Origin of the sequence: Halomonas sp. CKK8, assembly GCF_029625235.1 — a bacterium.
Classification (GTDB): Bacteria; Pseudomonadota; Gammaproteobacteria; order Pseudomonadales; family Halomonadaceae; genus Halomonas; species Halomonas ventosae.
Window position 1 is genome coordinate 3,742,751 of sequence record NZ_CP121193.1, and the last position, 15,083, is coordinate 3,757,833.

At 67.5% G+C, this 15,083-nt stretch carries 14 protein-coding genes; 7 read left to right on the plus strand and 7 right to left on the minus strand.

The annotated features are described in order from the left end of the window. Positions 1 to 103: 103 nt before the first annotated feature. From P8934_RS17705 to iadA, 7 genes are all read left to right on the plus strand, one after another. Positions 104 to 1,456: a nitrate/nitrite transporter gene (locus P8934_RS17705; RefSeq protein WP_278032168.1), complete on the plus strand. Its 1,353-nt coding sequence runs from the start codon at positions 104 to 106 to the stop codon at positions 1,454 to 1,456. Positions 1,457 to 1,634: 178 nt separating this feature from the next. Next, the gene (locus tag P8934_RS17710) at positions 1,635 to 2,075 is read left to right on the plus strand and encodes a hypothetical protein (RefSeq protein WP_278032169.1); all 441 of its coding nucleotides are present in this window, start codon (positions 1,635 to 1,637) and stop codon (positions 2,073 to 2,075) included. Next, complete coding sequence (locus P8934_RS17715; RefSeq protein WP_278032170.1) at positions 2,072 to 2,641, plus strand: cytochrome c oxidase subunit 3 family protein; 570 nt, start codon at positions 2,072 to 2,074, stop codon at positions 2,639 to 2,641. Before P8934_RS17710 ends, P8934_RS17715 begins: the two co-directional genes overlap by 4 nt. Before the next feature lie 64 nt (positions 2,642 to 2,705). Next, complete coding sequence (locus tag P8934_RS17720) at positions 2,706 to 2,999, plus strand: hypothetical protein (RefSeq protein ID WP_278032171.1); 294 nt, start codon at positions 2,706 to 2,708, stop codon at positions 2,997 to 2,999. A 240-nt stretch (positions 3,000 to 3,239) separates the two neighbouring features. Beyond that, positions 3,240 to 4,088, plus strand: coding sequence for a cyanophycinase (locus P8934_RS17725; RefSeq protein WP_278032172.1), 849 nt, complete (start codon positions 3,240 to 3,242; stop codon positions 4,086 to 4,088). Beyond that, the gene (gene cphA, locus P8934_RS17730; RefSeq protein WP_278032173.1) at positions 4,085 to 6,721 is read left to right on the plus strand and encodes a cyanophycin synthetase; all 2,637 of its coding nucleotides are present in this window, start codon (positions 4,085 to 4,087) and stop codon (positions 6,719 to 6,721) included. The genes P8934_RS17725 and cphA overlap by 4 nt, the downstream gene beginning before the upstream one ends. Beyond that, complete coding sequence (iadA, locus tag P8934_RS17735) at positions 6,718 to 7,893, plus strand: beta-aspartyl-peptidase (protein WP_278032174.1); 1,176 nt, start codon at positions 6,718 to 6,720, stop codon at positions 7,891 to 7,893. The genes cphA and iadA overlap by 4 nt, the downstream gene beginning before the upstream one ends. A gap of 13 nt (positions 7,894 to 7,906) precedes the next feature. Here iadA and P8934_RS17740 read toward each other — a convergent pair whose 3' ends face one another. The 7 genes from P8934_RS17740 to P8934_RS17770 all read right to left on the minus strand — a co-directional run bounded on the left by P8934_RS17740 (position 7,907) and on the right by P8934_RS17770 (position 15,082). Further along, on the minus strand, positions 7,907 to 8,122 hold the full coding sequence (locus P8934_RS17740; protein WP_278032175.1) for a hypothetical protein: 216 nt from the start codon (positions 8,120 to 8,122) through the stop codon (positions 7,907 to 7,909). 38 nt (positions 8,123 to 8,160) lie between these two features. Next, a complete protein-coding gene (locus P8934_RS17745; protein ID WP_278032176.1) occupies positions 8,161 to 10,107 on the minus strand; it encodes a VWA domain-containing protein in 1,947 nt (648 codons plus the stop codon). A gap of 163 nt (positions 10,108 to 10,270) precedes the next feature. Continuing rightward, positions 10,271 to 11,083, minus strand: a complete 813-nt coding sequence (locus P8934_RS17750) for a CbbQ/NirQ/NorQ/GpvN family protein (RefSeq protein WP_278032177.1) — start codon at positions 11,081 to 11,083, stop codon at positions 10,271 to 10,273. A 57-nt stretch (positions 11,084 to 11,140) separates the two neighbouring features. Then, the gene (locus tag P8934_RS17755; protein ID WP_133634458.1) at positions 11,141 to 12,496 is read right to left on the minus strand and encodes a cbb3-type cytochrome c oxidase subunit I; all 1,356 of its coding nucleotides are present in this window, start codon (positions 12,494 to 12,496) and stop codon (positions 11,141 to 11,143) included. Positions 12,497 to 12,542: 46 nt separating this feature from the next. After that, positions 12,543 to 12,995, minus strand: a complete 453-nt coding sequence (locus P8934_RS17760; RefSeq protein ID WP_133634456.1) for a cytochrome c — start codon at positions 12,993 to 12,995, stop codon at positions 12,543 to 12,545. A 190-nt stretch (positions 12,996 to 13,185) separates the two neighbouring features. Continuing rightward, positions 13,186 to 13,950 carry an amino acid ABC transporter ATP-binding protein gene (locus P8934_RS17765; protein WP_278032178.1) on the minus strand — a complete coding sequence of 255 codons (765 nt, stop codon included), beginning with the start codon at positions 13,948 to 13,950 and terminating at the stop codon, positions 13,186 to 13,188. Positions 13,951 to 13,972: 22 nt separating this feature from the next. After that, the gene (locus P8934_RS17770; RefSeq protein ID WP_278032179.1) at positions 13,973 to 15,082 is read right to left on the minus strand and encodes an amino acid ABC transporter permease; all 1,110 of its coding nucleotides are present in this window, start codon (positions 15,080 to 15,082) and stop codon (positions 13,973 to 13,975) included. Between the last annotated feature and the right edge of the window lies 1 nt (position 15,083).

Here is a 15,083-nt window from a genome sequence, read left to right on the forward strand (position 1 = left end):
GAGGTAGCGACGGCAGATCTTGATGCACATCAACCTCGACGTCGCCAGGACTGACAGTCTGTAAAGCGACCATTCATGCAAGGCCAAGCGAGGGAGGCACGACATGAAACATCTCGAGGGGGTAACCCGGCCCCAGCAGTACCGGGCCCTGGCACTCAGCACCCTGGCATTCACCACCTGCTTCGCGGTGTGGACGATCTTTTCCATCATCGGTGTGCAGATCCAGCAGGACCTGGGGCTCAGCGAGACCCAGTTCGGCATCCTGGTCGCCACGCCGATCCTGACCGGCTCCATCAGCCGTATCTTCCTGGGCATCTGGACCGAGCAGTTCGGCGGCCGCCGCGTCTTCAGCCTGCTGATGCTGATCACCGCGGCCTGCGTCTTCATGCTCTCCTATGTCGAGTCCTACGCCATGTTCCTGGTCGCGGCGCTCGGGGTGGGCCTGGCCGGGGGCTCCTTCATCGTCGGCATCGCCTACACCTCCTACTGGTTCGAGAAGGAGAAGCAGGGCACCGCGTTGGGCATCTTCGGCGCCGGCAACGCCGGGGCGGCGGTGACCAACTTCGCCGCCCCCTTCCTGCTGCTGGCGCTGGGCTGGGAGCAGACCGCGGTGGTCTACGCCATCGTGCTGACGGTGGTCGCCGTGGGCTTCTGGGTCTTCTCCAAGGAGGATCCGCTGACCCTCTCCCGGCGCGGCCAGGGCGGCAAGGGGTCCTCTGCCCGGGAACAGCTGGAGCCGCTCAAGCACCTGCAGGTGTGGCGCTTCGCTCTCTACTACTTCTTCGTGTTCGGCGCCTTCGTCGCCCTGGCCTCCTACCTGCCGCGCTACTACGTCGGGGCCTACGATGTCAGCATCGCCGTGGCTGGCTCCCTGGCGGCCCTCTATACCCTGCCGGCCAGCGTCTTCCGGGCCCTCGGCGGGTGGATGTCGGACCGCTATGGCGCCCGGTCGATCATGTACCTGACGTTCATCGCCTCGCTGGCCTGCCTGTTCCTGCTCGCCTATCCCGAGACCAGCTACGTCATCCAGGGCAAGGAGGGCGAGATCGCCTTCTCCATGGCCCTGCCGCTGTGGGCCGTGGTGATCCTCACCGTATTGCTGGGCTTCTTCATGTCGCTGGGCAAGGCCGCCGTCTACAAGCATATCCCGGTCTACTATCCGGAGAACGTCGGCTCGGTAGGGGGCCTGGTCGGCATGATCGGTGGCCTGGGAGGCTTCTTCCTGCCGATCCTGTTCGGCGCCGTGCTCGATCTCACCGGCATCTGGACCAGTTCCTACATGGTGCTCTTCGTGCTGGTGGCGATCTCCCTGGCCTGGATGCACGGTGCCATCCGCCGCATGGAGCGCCAGCGCCTTCCCGAGCTCGGTGAGGAGCGCTATCGCTACCTGCCGGAGATCCAGGGGCCTGCCGAGCAGTATGCCGAGCGCCGGCGGTCACGGCAGGCCGAGGAGTGACACCGTGTACCGGAGGGCGGGAATGCCACCTGCGGGTGGCATTCCCGTTTTCGGCCGGGTGTCTTGATCCAGGCCAGGAAAATCCGCCACGCCTCGCGCTATAGTGGTATCTGAAATACATCAATTGGTCGGAACCCCGCTGCGGGCCCCGGCCGGCTGCCGGATACGAGGTGTCACCATGTCCCACACCCTGGCCCACGACGGTTCCGTCAACCCCGAGAAGGCCGCCCGCGGTCGCGGCGCGGCCATCGTCGTCTACATGCTCTTCCTGGGCAGCGTGCTCACCGTGGTCACCGCGCCCATCGGTGTGCTGGTCGCCCACCTCAAGCGCCGTCGCGCCGAGCCCTGGGTGCAGAGCCACCTGCAGTTCCAGGTCCGCACCTTCTGGCTGGGCATGCTGGGCGGTGGTCTCTTCGTCGCCACCTGGCAGCTGCTGGGGCTGGTGGGTGCCCCTGCCGTGGCGCCCTGGGCACTGGGCTACATCTACTTCACCGCCTGCCTGATCTGGATGGTGGCGCGCTGCGGCGTGGGCATCAGCCGCCTGACCTCCAACCAGCCGGTCGCCAACCCGCGCAGCCTGGCCTTCGGCGGCGCCCGGGTGACCCTGGCGGACGGATGAAGGAGCGGGCGCTTCCCAACCCCGGGTGGGGGCCGCTCTCGGCGCTGCCCGGCAACCCGCTGATGTGGGTGCTGATCCTCAGCGAGATGCTGGTCTTCAGCGCCTTCTTCGCCCTCTATGCCGCGGAGCGGGTGGCGGCGATGGCCCTCTTCGACGCCTCCCAGCAGGAACTCGACCCGCTGATGGGCGGGCTCAATACCCTGGTGCTGCTGACCAGCGGGCTCTGCGTGGCCCTGGCCGTGGAGGCCGTGAGCGGCGAACGGATCCGCCGGGCCCGCCAGTGGCTGGGCGCCGCCATGGCGCTGGGGGTGCTGTTCGGCGTGATCAAGGGGGTCGAGTATGCCGGCAAGTTCGCGGCCGGCATCACCCCGGAGACCAACGCCTTCTTCGGCTTCTACTACGGGCTCACCGCCTTCCACTTCGCCCATGTGCTGTTCGGTCTGGCGCTGCTGGCGCTGGTGACCTGGCACACCTCCACCGAGAACGTGGAGACCGCTGCCGCCTTCTGGCACATGGTCGACCTGATCTGGATCCTGCTCTACCCGCTGCTCTATCTATTACGTTGAGCTGATGGCTCCCTATTGCGCTGAAGGCTCTCCATCAAGCTGAGGGCTCCCTCCCGAGGTGACCATGACCATGCTTCCCGGCACCCGCCGCCTGCTCACCACCTGGCTCACGCTGATGGCCCTGACGCTGCTCTCGATGGTCTCGGCGCGGCTGGACCAGGGCAGCTGGCAGGCGCTGCCGCTGTGGTCGGCAGGCCTGGTGGTCGCTGCCACCGGCTTCAAGGCCCATCGGCTGCTGATGGTCTACCTCAACCTGCGCGCCGCCACGCCGGCCTGGAGGGGTACCTTCGTGGGCCTGGTGGTGCTGACGCTGGCGCTGATCGCCGGCGGCTACCTGGCGGCACGGCTGGCCGGCTGACGCCGACTCCGGCCCCCTCTGCCGCAGTGCGAAGGCGAGTGTCCCCCTGGCACCTGCTGGCAGGCCACAGGATCGCGTCGCCGCTTGCCGTGACTCCCGAGCCAGCGAGAACGTGCCCCGCGCCGGGATGCCTGTTATAAGTGAAAGTGCAGGCGGCAAGCATCCTGCCATCCGGCATGTGACTCACGCGAACGTGGCTTCTGCGTTGGCTCAAAAGCGTCGCTCGGCGACGAAAGGATTATGACCTCGCCACCCTCCTCGGCATCCGGCCCTCTCGTGGCCATCGGCGGTGCCGAGGACAGGAAATCCGACCTGGAGATCCTCAAACGGGTCTTTGCCCTGGCCCCCGAGGGTAACCTCGAGGTTGCGGTCATCGCTACCGCGAGCAGCATCCCCGACCAGATCCTGCCCGACTACGAGGCGGCCTTTGAACGCCTGGGGGCCAGCCACGTCCATTTGCTGGGTATCCGCGACCGCCAGCAGGCGGCCGAGGATGACACCGTTCGCCTGATCGAGCAGAGTGGCGTCATCTTCTTCACCGGCGGTGATCAGCTGCGCCTGACCAATGTGCTGGGGGGATCCCCGGTTCTGAGTGCGATCCGTGAACGCCTCGAGGACGGCGCAGTGGTGGCCGGGACCAGTGCCGGTGCGGCGGCCATGCCGGGCACCATGATCTATAACGGTGCCGCCACCGACGCCCTGCGCAAGGGTGGCGTCAACATGACCTTCGGCCTCGGCTTCGTCGACGGCCTGATCATCGACAGCCACTTCCTCGAGCGCGGGCGTTTCACGCGGCTGATGGAGGTCGGGGCGAGCAATCCCGAGCACCTGGGGGTAGGCCTGGGCGAAGATGCCGGCGTGATCATCCACCCCCACGGCATCCTCGAGGCCATCGGCTCGGGGCATGTCATCCTCATCGACAGCCGGGACCTGGCGAGCTCGAATATCGCCGACCTCTCCATGGGTGAACCGGTGGCCATCGAGAACATGATCCTCCATGCGATGGTCAGCGGCCATGGGTTCGACGTCGAGGCGCGGCGCTATCTCGTCCCCCACGAACTCGGCGCCATTCTCGCGGAGGGACGATGAACATTCTCGAGCACCGGGCCCTGCGTGGCCCGAACTACTACAGCCGCTACCCGGCGATCTTCTTGCGCCTGGACATCGGCGACCTCGAGGAGAAGCCAAGCGATCTCGTCCCCGGCATCGTCGAGCGGATGACCGCCCTGCTGCCGACCCTGCAGGAGCACCGCTGCTCGGTGGGCCGGCCCGGCGGCTTCCTGGAGCGACTGGAGCGCGGCACCTGGGCCGGTCATGTCGTCGAGCATGTCGCCATCGAGTTGCAGAACCTGATCGGCTTTTCGGTGGGCTACGGCAAGACCATCGACAGCTATGACACCGGCATCTACAACGTCGTCTACCGCTACCGGGACGAGGCCTGCGGCCTGGCCGCAGGGATCGAGGCCGTCGACCTCGTCGAGCGGCTTTTCGCCGGCGAGGCGATCGACATGCCGGCGATCATCGACCGTCTCAAGCAGGTGCGCGACGCCCACATGTTGGGGCCCTCCACGGCCGCCATCGTCGACGCCGCCAACCAGCGTGGCATTCCCCATACCCGCCTGAGCGAGGAGAACAGCTACATCCAGTTCGGCCATGGCCATCGACAGCAGCGCATCCAGGCGACGGTGACCGGCCACACGGACCTGATCGGCTACGGCATCGCCGACGACAAGGAGTGGACCAAGCAGGTGCTCGGCGATGCCGGCATTCCGGTACCCCAAGGGCGGGTGTGCGGCTCCTTCGATGAGGCGCTCGACGCCGTCCGTGACATCGGCTATCCCGTCGCAGTGAAGCCGGTCATCGGCAACCATGGCCGCGGCGTGAGCACCAACATCGAGGACGACACGTCGCTGCGTGATGCCTTCGACATCGCCGCCCATCGCAACCCCTCGGTGATCGTCGAGCAGTACATCCGGGGCGAGGACCATCGCCTGCTGGTCATCGACAACAAGCTCGTGGCCGCGGCCCGGCGCCGCCCGGCACATGTGGTCGGCGATGGAGTCGCCACCCTGCAGGCCCTGGTCGACGAGGAGAACCGGGACCCGCGTCGCGGCATCGGTCACGAGAACCTGCTGACCCAGATCCAGCTGGACGAACAGTCGCTGCGGCTGATCGGCCAGCAGAATCTGACCCTGCAGAGCGTCATCCCGGCCGACGAGATCGTCTACCTGAAGCCCACGGCGAATCTCAGCACCGGGGGGACGGCCACGGACGTGACCGACGATGTCCATCCGGAAGTGCGTTACGTGGCGGAGCGCATCGCACGGCTGGTGGGACTGGACATCATCGGCATCGACCTGCTGGCCGAGACCCTCACCCGCCCCCTGGAGGAGCAGTCCGCTGCCGTGGTCGAGGTCAACGCCGGGCCCGGCTTTCGCATGCACCTGTCGCCCACCCACGGGGAGGGTCGCGATGTCGGTCGCCCGGTGATCGACATGCTGTTCCCCGATACTGAGGCCACGGGGCGCATCCCCGTCGCGGCGGTGACCGGGACCAACGGCAAGACGACCACGGTACGCCTGCTCTCGCACCTGCTGCGCCAGTCGGGACGCAATGTCGGCATGGCCTGCACCGGCGCCATCGAGGTCGACAACCATGTGATCCTGCGCGGTGACTACAGCGGCCCCCAGGCGGCCGCGATCGTGCTGCGCGAACCCACGGTCGAGTGCGCCGTGCTCGAGGTCGCCCGCGGCGGCATCATGCGCCGCGGCCTGGGGTTCGACGAGTGCGACGTGGGCGTATTGCTCAACATCGCCAGCGATCACCTGGGTGAGCATGATATCCACACCCTCGACGAGCTGGCGCGCTGCAAGACCGTGGTCATAGATGCCGTGCGCCAGGGCGGGACGGCCGTGCTCAATGCGGACGACCCGCGGGTGCTGGCGGGCCAGGAGTGGGCCCGGGGCGATATCATCTTCTTCACGCTGGACCCCGACTCACGTCCCGTCCGTCGGCATGTCCGCGACCAGGGTGTCGCCTTTACCGTCCACAACGAACGCATCGTGATGCGCCAGGGCCATGTCGAAGCCGAGGTGATACCGGTCGTGGACGTGCCGATCACCTTCGAGGGTCACGCCCGCTTCAATGTCGCCAATGCCCTGGCCGCCAGCGCGGCCGCCTATGCCCTGGGGCTCTCCATCGCCGATATCCAGATGGGCCTGCAGACCTTCCACCCCACCCCCGGACAGAATCCCGGACGCACCAACCTCATCGACGCCAACGGCATGAAGGTGCTGATCGACTACGGGCACAACGTGCCGGCGCTCGAGGCCTTGAGCGAACTGGTCGGCTGCATTCCGGCCCGGCGACGCATCAGTGTGGCCAGCGCTCCGGGGAATCGCCGCGACGAGGACCTCTTCACGCTGGGCACCCTGCTCGCCCGGATGCACGACGTCGTCTTCATCTACGAGACCGACGCCCGCGGGCGCGCTCCCGGTGACGCCGCTCGCCTGCTGCGCGACGGCGCCGAATCAGTGCCGGGAGCCTGCCGGGTGGAGGTCATCATGGATGAAACCCAGGCCGTCGACAGGGCCTTCGATGAGGCAGGCGAAGGCGACCTGCTGGTGCTGCTGATCGATGATGTCGAGGGCGCCATCGAGCGCCTGAAGGGCCGCCGCTTCTCGCCCCCGGCCTCGACCGACCACACCGGCGATACGCCATGATGCCCCTCGATGATCGGGATGCCCCCCTGCTGACCCTGCTGCGCGTCGGACGCATCTTCGCGCCGGCCCCCCTCGAGGCCACCGAGGTCCTGATCGCCGACGGCCGGATCGCGGCGCTGGGGCGCGATCTCGCCGTGCCGGAAGGGTGGCCCGTGCGCCTGGTGGAGGCTCGCGATCTCACTGCCGTCCCCGCCTTCATCGACCAGCACGTACACGTGACCGGCGGTGGTGGCGAAGGTGGCTGCGGCACCCGCTGCCCGGAGATCACCGCCCACGAGATCGCGTCCATGGGCATCGGCACCGTGGTGGGCGTGCTGGGTACCGACGGCATCAGCCGTTCCCCGGCGAACCTGCTGGCCAAGGTGCGGGGGCTCAGGGCCGAGGGTATCTGCGCCTATATGTACACGGGGTCCTATCGTGTGCCGCCCCCGACCCTGACCGGCGACGTCCAGCGTGACCTGGCCTGGATCCCCGAGGTCATCGGCCTGGGCGAGATCGCCATCTCGGATCACCGCTCGAGCCAGCCGCGCCAGGACGAGATCGAGCGACTGGTCAGCGAGGTGCGGGTCGGTGCCATGCTGGCCGGCAAGCGCGGCATCTGTCACTTCCATGTCGGCGATGGCAAGCGCGGTCTGGAGCCGTTGCGCCGGCTGCTCACCGAGACCGAGATCCCCGCCGAGCAGGTGATCCCGACGCATGTGAACCGCCATCGCGACCTGCTTGAGGAGGCCGCCGACTATGCGCTGGCCTTTTCCGCCAGCGTGGATGTGACCGCCTTCGAGGACCCCGGCGAGGAGGGCCTCTCCGGTTTCGATGCCGTCTCCCGGCTGCTCGCGCGCGGCGTGCCGGTCGAGCACATCACCATGAGCTCCGACTGCAACGGCAGCCTGCCCGAGTTCGATGCCCAGGGTCACTACATCGGCATGCGGGTGGCGCGCAACACCGCCCTGATCGCGGACTGGCAGCGCCTGGTGCGCGAGGAGGTGTTGCCACTCGAACAGGCCCTGGGCCTGATCTCGGGAAACGTGGCGCAGGTATTGGGGCTCGATGGCCAGAAGGGCCGCCTGGCCGCCGGTTTCGATGCCGACGTGACCCTGCTCGATGGCGACCTCCAGCCACAACAGACCTTCGTGTCAGGGAAGCGAGTCCATGCCAGGGACGACTCGCCGTAGCGCCGCGGGCGCCTCAGTCCCGAGCGCCCCTCGGCGGCGACGTCGCCCGTGCCCAGACCTCCAGGGCGCGACCCAGGCGCATCAGGGCGTAGACCAGGAACGGCGTCAGCAGCATCAGGCCGATCCCCCAGTCGCGGTTGTTGATCAGCCACACCAGCGGCAGCACCAGCGCCACGGCGACCAGGCACCAGGCCGCCACGGCGAGGATCAGTCGGGTACGGATGGACATGGCGCGTTTCCTCGGCGATGGTTCGACGGTCAATAGGCTCAGGTGGCGATGATCTGGCGATAGATCCCTGGCAGCGCCAGGGAGAGGTGCTCGGGGCGCTGCACGATGGCATAGCCACCGCGGCCGAACAGGTGGGGGATATACTGCCCCGCCTCGCGGTCGATGGTCACCCCGAACACCCGCACCTCCTGGCGCCGCGCCTCGAGCACCGCCTTGCGGGTGTCCTCGATGCCGTAGCGCCCCTCGTAGTAGTCATTGTCGTTGGGCTTGCCGTCGGTGAGCATCAGCAGCAGCCGGTGCCGGTTGGGGCGCTCGCTCAACTGCTTGGTCAGGTGACGGATGGCCGGCCCCATGCGGGTATAGCTGCCAGGCTTGAGCGCCGAGATGCGCCGCGACACCCGCTCGCCCATGGGCTCGTCGAACTCCTTCAGGGTGTTGACCCACACCTTGTGGCGACGCTGGGAGGTGAAGCTGTGGATGGCGTAGTCGTCGCCACAGCCGGCCAGGCCATGGCCCAGCACCAGCAGCGCTTCCTTGGCCACGTCGAGCACCCGGCGGTCCTGCAGCCACGCCTCGGTGGAGAGCGAGACATCCACCAGGATCGATACCGCCAGGTCACGGGCCTGGGTACGGCTGGCCAGGTAGAGGCGATCGCTGGCCTCGCCGGTCGCGGCCAGGTCGCAGCGTGAGCGGATCACGGCGTCCATGTCGAGCTCGCTGCCATCCAGCTGGCCGCGCAGGATCTCGCGCCGCGGGCGCAGCGCCTCGAACTCGCGACGCACCCGGCGGATGCGACGGCGGGTCGCCTCGTCGGGCTCCCACGCCTCTCCCTCCTCGCTCTGGACGTCGCTGAGCACCACGCAGTGGTCGGGCAGGTAGGCCTGCTTGCGGTGGTTCCATTCGGGATAGCGATACCTTCCCTTGAGGCGGCCGCCAGCGACCTCGTCGGGGGCCAGGTCGAGGTCGAGCTTGAGCCGGGAGGCCGCCTTCTTGCGGTTGGAGCTGAGCACGATCTCGTCCATCTGGTCGGCCGCCTGGCGCGCCTCCTCCTCTTCCTCGTCCTCCACGTGGCGGTTGAGGTTCACCATCTCCGCCCAGGAGAGCATCTTCTCCATGTTGTTGAGCATCAGCGGGTCATCACGGTCGGCCTGGTCCTGCTCGCGGCGGTCGGCCTTGCGCTTGCCGTGGTCATCGTCTGGCGAGGCGGCGGCGCTGGCCAGTTCCTCGTCGTCGTCCACGCTCTTCTCGCGCGCGCCGTCGCGGGTGCCCAGGGTGACCGCCTGTCCCCATAGCGGCACCGGCAGCGGCGGGCGATAGCCGCGGGGGGCGCGGAACGCCTCCAGCGGGAAGTCCGGCTCACGGATGGCGCGCTGCATGGCCAGGGCCCAGGCTTCCTCGGGGTCGGGGGCCCCCAGCTCGGCCCGCACGGCGGCCTCCAGGTCCGCCTCGCGGGGCGGCAGGCGCCTGCGCTGTGGGCGGATGGCCAGCAGCTCGCCACACAGCCGCACGTAGCGATCCGTCAGCCCGGGGAAGCGCGCCAGGGCGGCACGGGCGGTGCGACGCGCCTCGCGAAGGCGCGCCAGGTCGGCCTGCAGGGGATCCTCGGGATACGTCAGCGGCCGTGCCTCGGCCAGGTAGGCGGTCAGCCACAGGTAGAGGTCGCGATTGAGGGCGGCCTCGGGGAAGAGCGCCAGGCGCGGCGGCAGCAGCAGGTTCTCCTCGTCGCGACGGGCCTGGTCGAGGGCCTCCTCGTCGAGCCCCAGGCGCTGGCGCAGGCTCAGCCGGTGGGCGGAACCGCGACGGGCGATGGCGGCCACCTCGACCCCGGCCTCGCCGCCGCCGGCGCGGAAGAAGACGCCGAGCATGGGACGCAGGCTCTCGAGGCTGACCGCCGCCTCGGGATGGTCGGGGTAGCTCGCCGCGCCGGAGGCCCAGCGGTGCCAGAAGCGGCCGACGGTCTCCTCGACCTCAAGAAAGTCCAGCATGATCAAGCTCCCGGGTATCGAAAGGGGCTAATTCGGGTACAAGCCTGCGAGGAGGCGCTGTGAATACCTCCCTGTACGCTACCGACGCCATCCATGGCGTAGGACCTCCTCTTCGGCTTGTCCCCGACGCCCCCTTTCGCCCTCTTTTCCATGTGATACCTGATTAACCGAAGGTGGCCTGGATGGCCTCCATGAGACCCTCCTGGACGTCCGCATCGTCGGAGAGCGGCTCCACCAGGGTGGCGCGGGCGGCAGCGAGGATCGGCATGCCGGCCTGGATCAGGGTCGCGCAGTAGACCAGCAGGCGCGTGGAGACGCCCTCTTCCAGGTCCTGGCCCTTCATGTCGCGCAGGCTGGCCGCCAGGTTGACGAGTGCCGCACAGCGCTCCGGCGCGAGGCCGCTCTCGCGGGCGACGATGTCACGCTCCACCTGGGGGGGCGGGAAGTCGAAGGACATCGCCACGAAGCGCTGGCGGGTACTCGGTTTCAGGGACTTGAGGATGTGCTGGTAGCCGGGGTTGTAGGAAACCACCAGCATGAAGTCTTCCGGCGCCTCGAGCAGCTCGCCGGTGCGCTCCAGCGGCAGCAGCCGCCGGTCGTCGGTCAGGGGGTGCATCACCACGGTGACGTCCTTGCGGGCTTCCACCACCTCGTCGAGGTAGCAGATGCCGCCCTCACGCACGGCGCGCGTCAGGGGGCCGTCGACCCAGCGGGTCTCGCCACCCTGCAGCAGGTAGCGCCCGGTGAGGTCGGCGGCGGTCAGGTCATCGTGGCAGGAGACGGTGAACAGCGGCTTGCCGAGCTTGGCTGCCATATGGCTGACGAAGCGGGTCTTGCCACAGCCGGTCGGCCCCTTGAGCAGCAGCGGCAGGCGCTGCTGGAACGCCTGCTCGAACATGGCGCACTCGTTGCCGACGCTCTGGTAGTAGGGAATCTCTTGCTCGCTGGCGTTGGCGGCCACGGGGGAAAGGGGCATGGGGGTCACTCCCGTCAGGGTGAACGAAAGAGGGCCCCGAGCGGGGCCCTCGGGTGGTCAGGCGCGCTCGGGGCCTGCGGTCAGCTGGGTGCCACCGGCCGGCACCTGCTCGCGGGCCGGGCCGAAGAAGGCGTAGATCAGCATCACCGCCCCCACAGCCACCGCGATACCGGCGCCCAGGCGCATCATGTAGAAGAGGCCGAGCTGGTCCTGCACCTCCATGTAGTTCATGCCCAGCACGCGCTGCAGGTGGGTCTGGACGACACCGGCGAAGGTCAGCGTGAAGGTCATGAAGCACATGGCACCGGTCATGACCCAGAAGCCCCACATGTTCAGCACCTGGTTGTAGGGCTGGACGCGGCGCAGCTGCGGCATGGCGAAGGTGATGACGCCGAGGATCAGCATCACGTAGGCCCCGTAGAAGGCCAGGTGGCCGTGGGCGGCGGTGACCTGGGTACCATGGCTGTAGTAGTTGATCCAGTGCAGGGTGTGCATGAAGCCCCACACGCCGGCGCCGAAGAAGGCCACGGTCGGGCACCCCAGGGCCCACAGCATGGCGGCCTTGTTGGGGTGATTACGGCTGCCCTTCCAGAACATGGTGAAGGCGAACACCACCATGGCGAAGAAGGGGATCACCTCCAGGGTGGAGAAGATGCTGCCAATGGGCTGCCAGTAGCTCGGCGCACCGATCCAGTAGTAGTGGTGGCCGGTGCCCAGCAGGCCCGAGAAGAGCGACAGGCCGACGATGATATAGAGCCACTTCTCGATCACCTCGCGGTCGACACCGGTCATCTTGATCAGCAGGTAGCCCAGCAGCGCCGCCATGATCAGCTCCCAGACGCCCTCGACCCAGAGGTGCACCACCCACCACCAGTAGAGCTTGTCCACGGCGAGGTTGGTGGGGTTGTAGAAGGCGAACAGCCAGAACACCGCGGCCAGCCACAGGCCCAGCATCAGCACCAGGTTGATCGCGGTCCGGCGGCCCTTGAGCAGGGTCATGCTGGTGTTGAACAGGAACATCAGGAAGGAGATGGTGATCAGCACCTTGACCCAGAACGGCTGCTCCAGGAACTCGCGCCCCTCGTGGATCCCGAACTGGTAGCCGACCAGCGCCGCGGCCCCGGCGAAGGCGAAGATCGCCAGCTGGATGTAGGCGATGGTGGGGCTGTGGATCTCCTGCTCGGCCTCTTCCGGCATCAGGTAGTAGGTGCAGCCCATGAAGCCGAGCAGCAGCCAGACGATCAGCAGGTTGGTATGGCTGACGCGCATGATGTTGAAGGGCATCAGCTCGGCCATGAAGTTGGGCCAGGCATAGACGGTGGCGGCCAGCAGCCCGAAGACGACCTGCAGCGCGAAGAGCGCCATGGCCACCATGAAGAATGGCAGCGCCACCTTCTGGGTTTCGTATTTCATCGGTGTCGTTCTCCTTGATTTATCCGCGGTCCGGCGTTCAGGCGGCTCAGCCGGCGGGATGCGGCGGCCAGTCCTGGTCGTCGATACCGTCGGTCCACTCCAGGAAGTCGATCAGCGCCTGCATCTCCTCCTCGCTGAAGTCATAGGCCGGCATCTGACGGCGCCCCTCGGCCCCCAGTGGCTGGGCCCGGATCCAGGCGGCGAGACCCGCGCGGGCCGCCTCCGGATTCTGGTGTCCGCCGTAACGCTCCCAGACGTTGCCCAGCTCCGGCGCGAAGTAGGCGCCCTCACCCATGATGCTGTGGCAGTTGATGCACATGTTCTTTTCCCACACTTCCTTGCCGTGCTTGACGGACTCGGTGAGCCCCTCGCTGTCGGTGGACGTGTTGACCATGTACCAGTGGCTGTGGGCCGTCAGTGCGGCAAACAGCAGAAAGAAGAACAGCGACCCGCCGTAGAAGATGTTGCGGGCCGCCGACTTGGTGAGACCGTCGGCCATGGACCATACCCCCCTTGCTCGTGTGGCAGTGCCGCCGCCCTTCGCGGCATGCAGCCCTGCGTCCCTTTTAAGATGTATCGCAGATACATGTTAAGCGTAGCAGCAGAGCACGGGGTGGGGCTTTGACGCCGGTCAATTTCCGGGGAAGGAAGGCGGGCGACAGCCGAACAGGCTGCCGCCCGGGAGAGGCTCAGTGGCCGAGGATCTGGCCGAGGAACAGCTGGGTGCGCTCGGACCTCGGGTGGTTGAAGAAGGTCTCGGGGGGCGCCTCTTCGATGATCTGACCCTGGTCCATGAAGATCACCCGGTCGGCCACGGTCTTGGCAAAGCCCATCTCGTGGGTGACGCAGAGCATGGTCATGCCGTCGCGGGCCAGCTCGACCATGACGTCGAGCACCTCCTTGATCATCTCCGGGTCCAGCGCCGAGGTCGGCTCGTCGAAGAGCATCACCTCCGGCTGCATGCATAGCGCACGGGCGATGGCCACCCGCTGCTGCTGGCCACCGGAGAGCTGGCCCGGGTACTTGCGGGCCTGGTCGGCGATCTGCACCCGCTCGAGGATCTCCATCGCCGTGCGCTCGGCCTCGGCGCGCGGCTTCTTCTGCACCCAGGTCTGGGAGATGCAGCAGTTGTCCAGCACGCTCAGGTGGGGAAAGAGGTTGAAGTGCTGGAAGACCATGCCGACATTGCGGCGGATCTGCTCGATGCGCTTCACGTCGCGGGTCATGGGCATGCCATTGACCACGATGCGCCCCTCCTGGTGTTCCTCGAGGTGGTTGATGCAGCGGATCAGGGTCGACTTTCCCGAGCCCGAGGGGCCGCAGATGACGATGCGCTCGCCCCGCGCCACCGTCAGGTCGATGTCGCGCAGCACATGGAAGTCACCGTACCACTTGTTGAGCCCGGCGATCTCGATCATCGGCGAGTCGGCGCGGGCGGCGTTTGCCTGGTTCATGAGAGAGTCCCGTTCGTGGTTGTCAGTTGCGGTGGCCGGTGTGCAGGCGCCGTTCGATGTGCTGGCTGTAGCGCGACATGCTGAAGCAGAACACCCAGAACACCAGGGCCGCGAAGACATAGCCCTCGGTGGCGAACCCCAGCCAGTCGCTGTCGGTCAGCCCCGCGCGGATGATCGCCAGCAGGTCGAAGAGCCCGATGATCAGCACCAGGGAGGTGTCCTTGAACAGCGCGATGAAGGTGTTGACGATGCCGGGGATGACCAGCTTGAGCGCCTGGGGCAGCACGATCAGCGCCATGCGCTGCCAGTAGCCCATGCCCAGCGCCTTGGCGGCCTCCTCCTGCCCGCCGGGAATGGCCTGGAGACCACCGCGCACCACTTCGGCCATGTAGGCGCTCCAGAAGAGCATGATGCCCACCAGGGCGCGCAGCAGCTTGTCGAACTCCACCTGGGTCGGCACGAACAGCGGCAGCATCACCGAGGCCATGAAGAGCACGGTGATCAGCGGCACGCCGCGCCAGAACTCGATGAACACCACGCAGAAGCCACGCACCAGCGGCATCTGCGAACGGCGCCCCAGGGCCAGCACCACGCCGATGGGCAGCGAGCCGACGATCCCCACGGTGGCGATGGTCAGGGTCAGCATCAGCCCGCCCCAGTCGCGGGTCGGTACGTGTTCGAGGCCGAAGCTGCCGCCGACCAGCAGGAAGAAGGCCACCAGCGGGAAGCCCACCAGCGCGAACAGCCCCACCCAGCGCTTGGCGGGCAGGCGCGGGATGGCCAGCCAGGCCACCAGCGCGGCCATCAGCAGGAAGACCAGGTCCACCCGCCAGCGCGCGGCCTCGGGGTAGAAGCCATAGACGATGGATTCGAAGCGCGCGCTGATGAAGACCCAGCAGGCCCCCTCGCCGCTGCACGCCTCCCGGGAGTCGCCGAGCCAGTCGGCCTGGAATACCGCCCACTGCAACGCCGGCCACAGCAGCCAGGCCAGCAGGGCGGCGGTGACCAAGGTCACCGCCCCGTTCAGCGGCGTATTGAAGAGATTGGCCCTCAGCCAGCCCATCGCCCCCCGTCTCATGTCGGGTGCGCGGCGCTCGGGAATCATCTCGGTTCGGGTCGAGGTCGCTTCCATG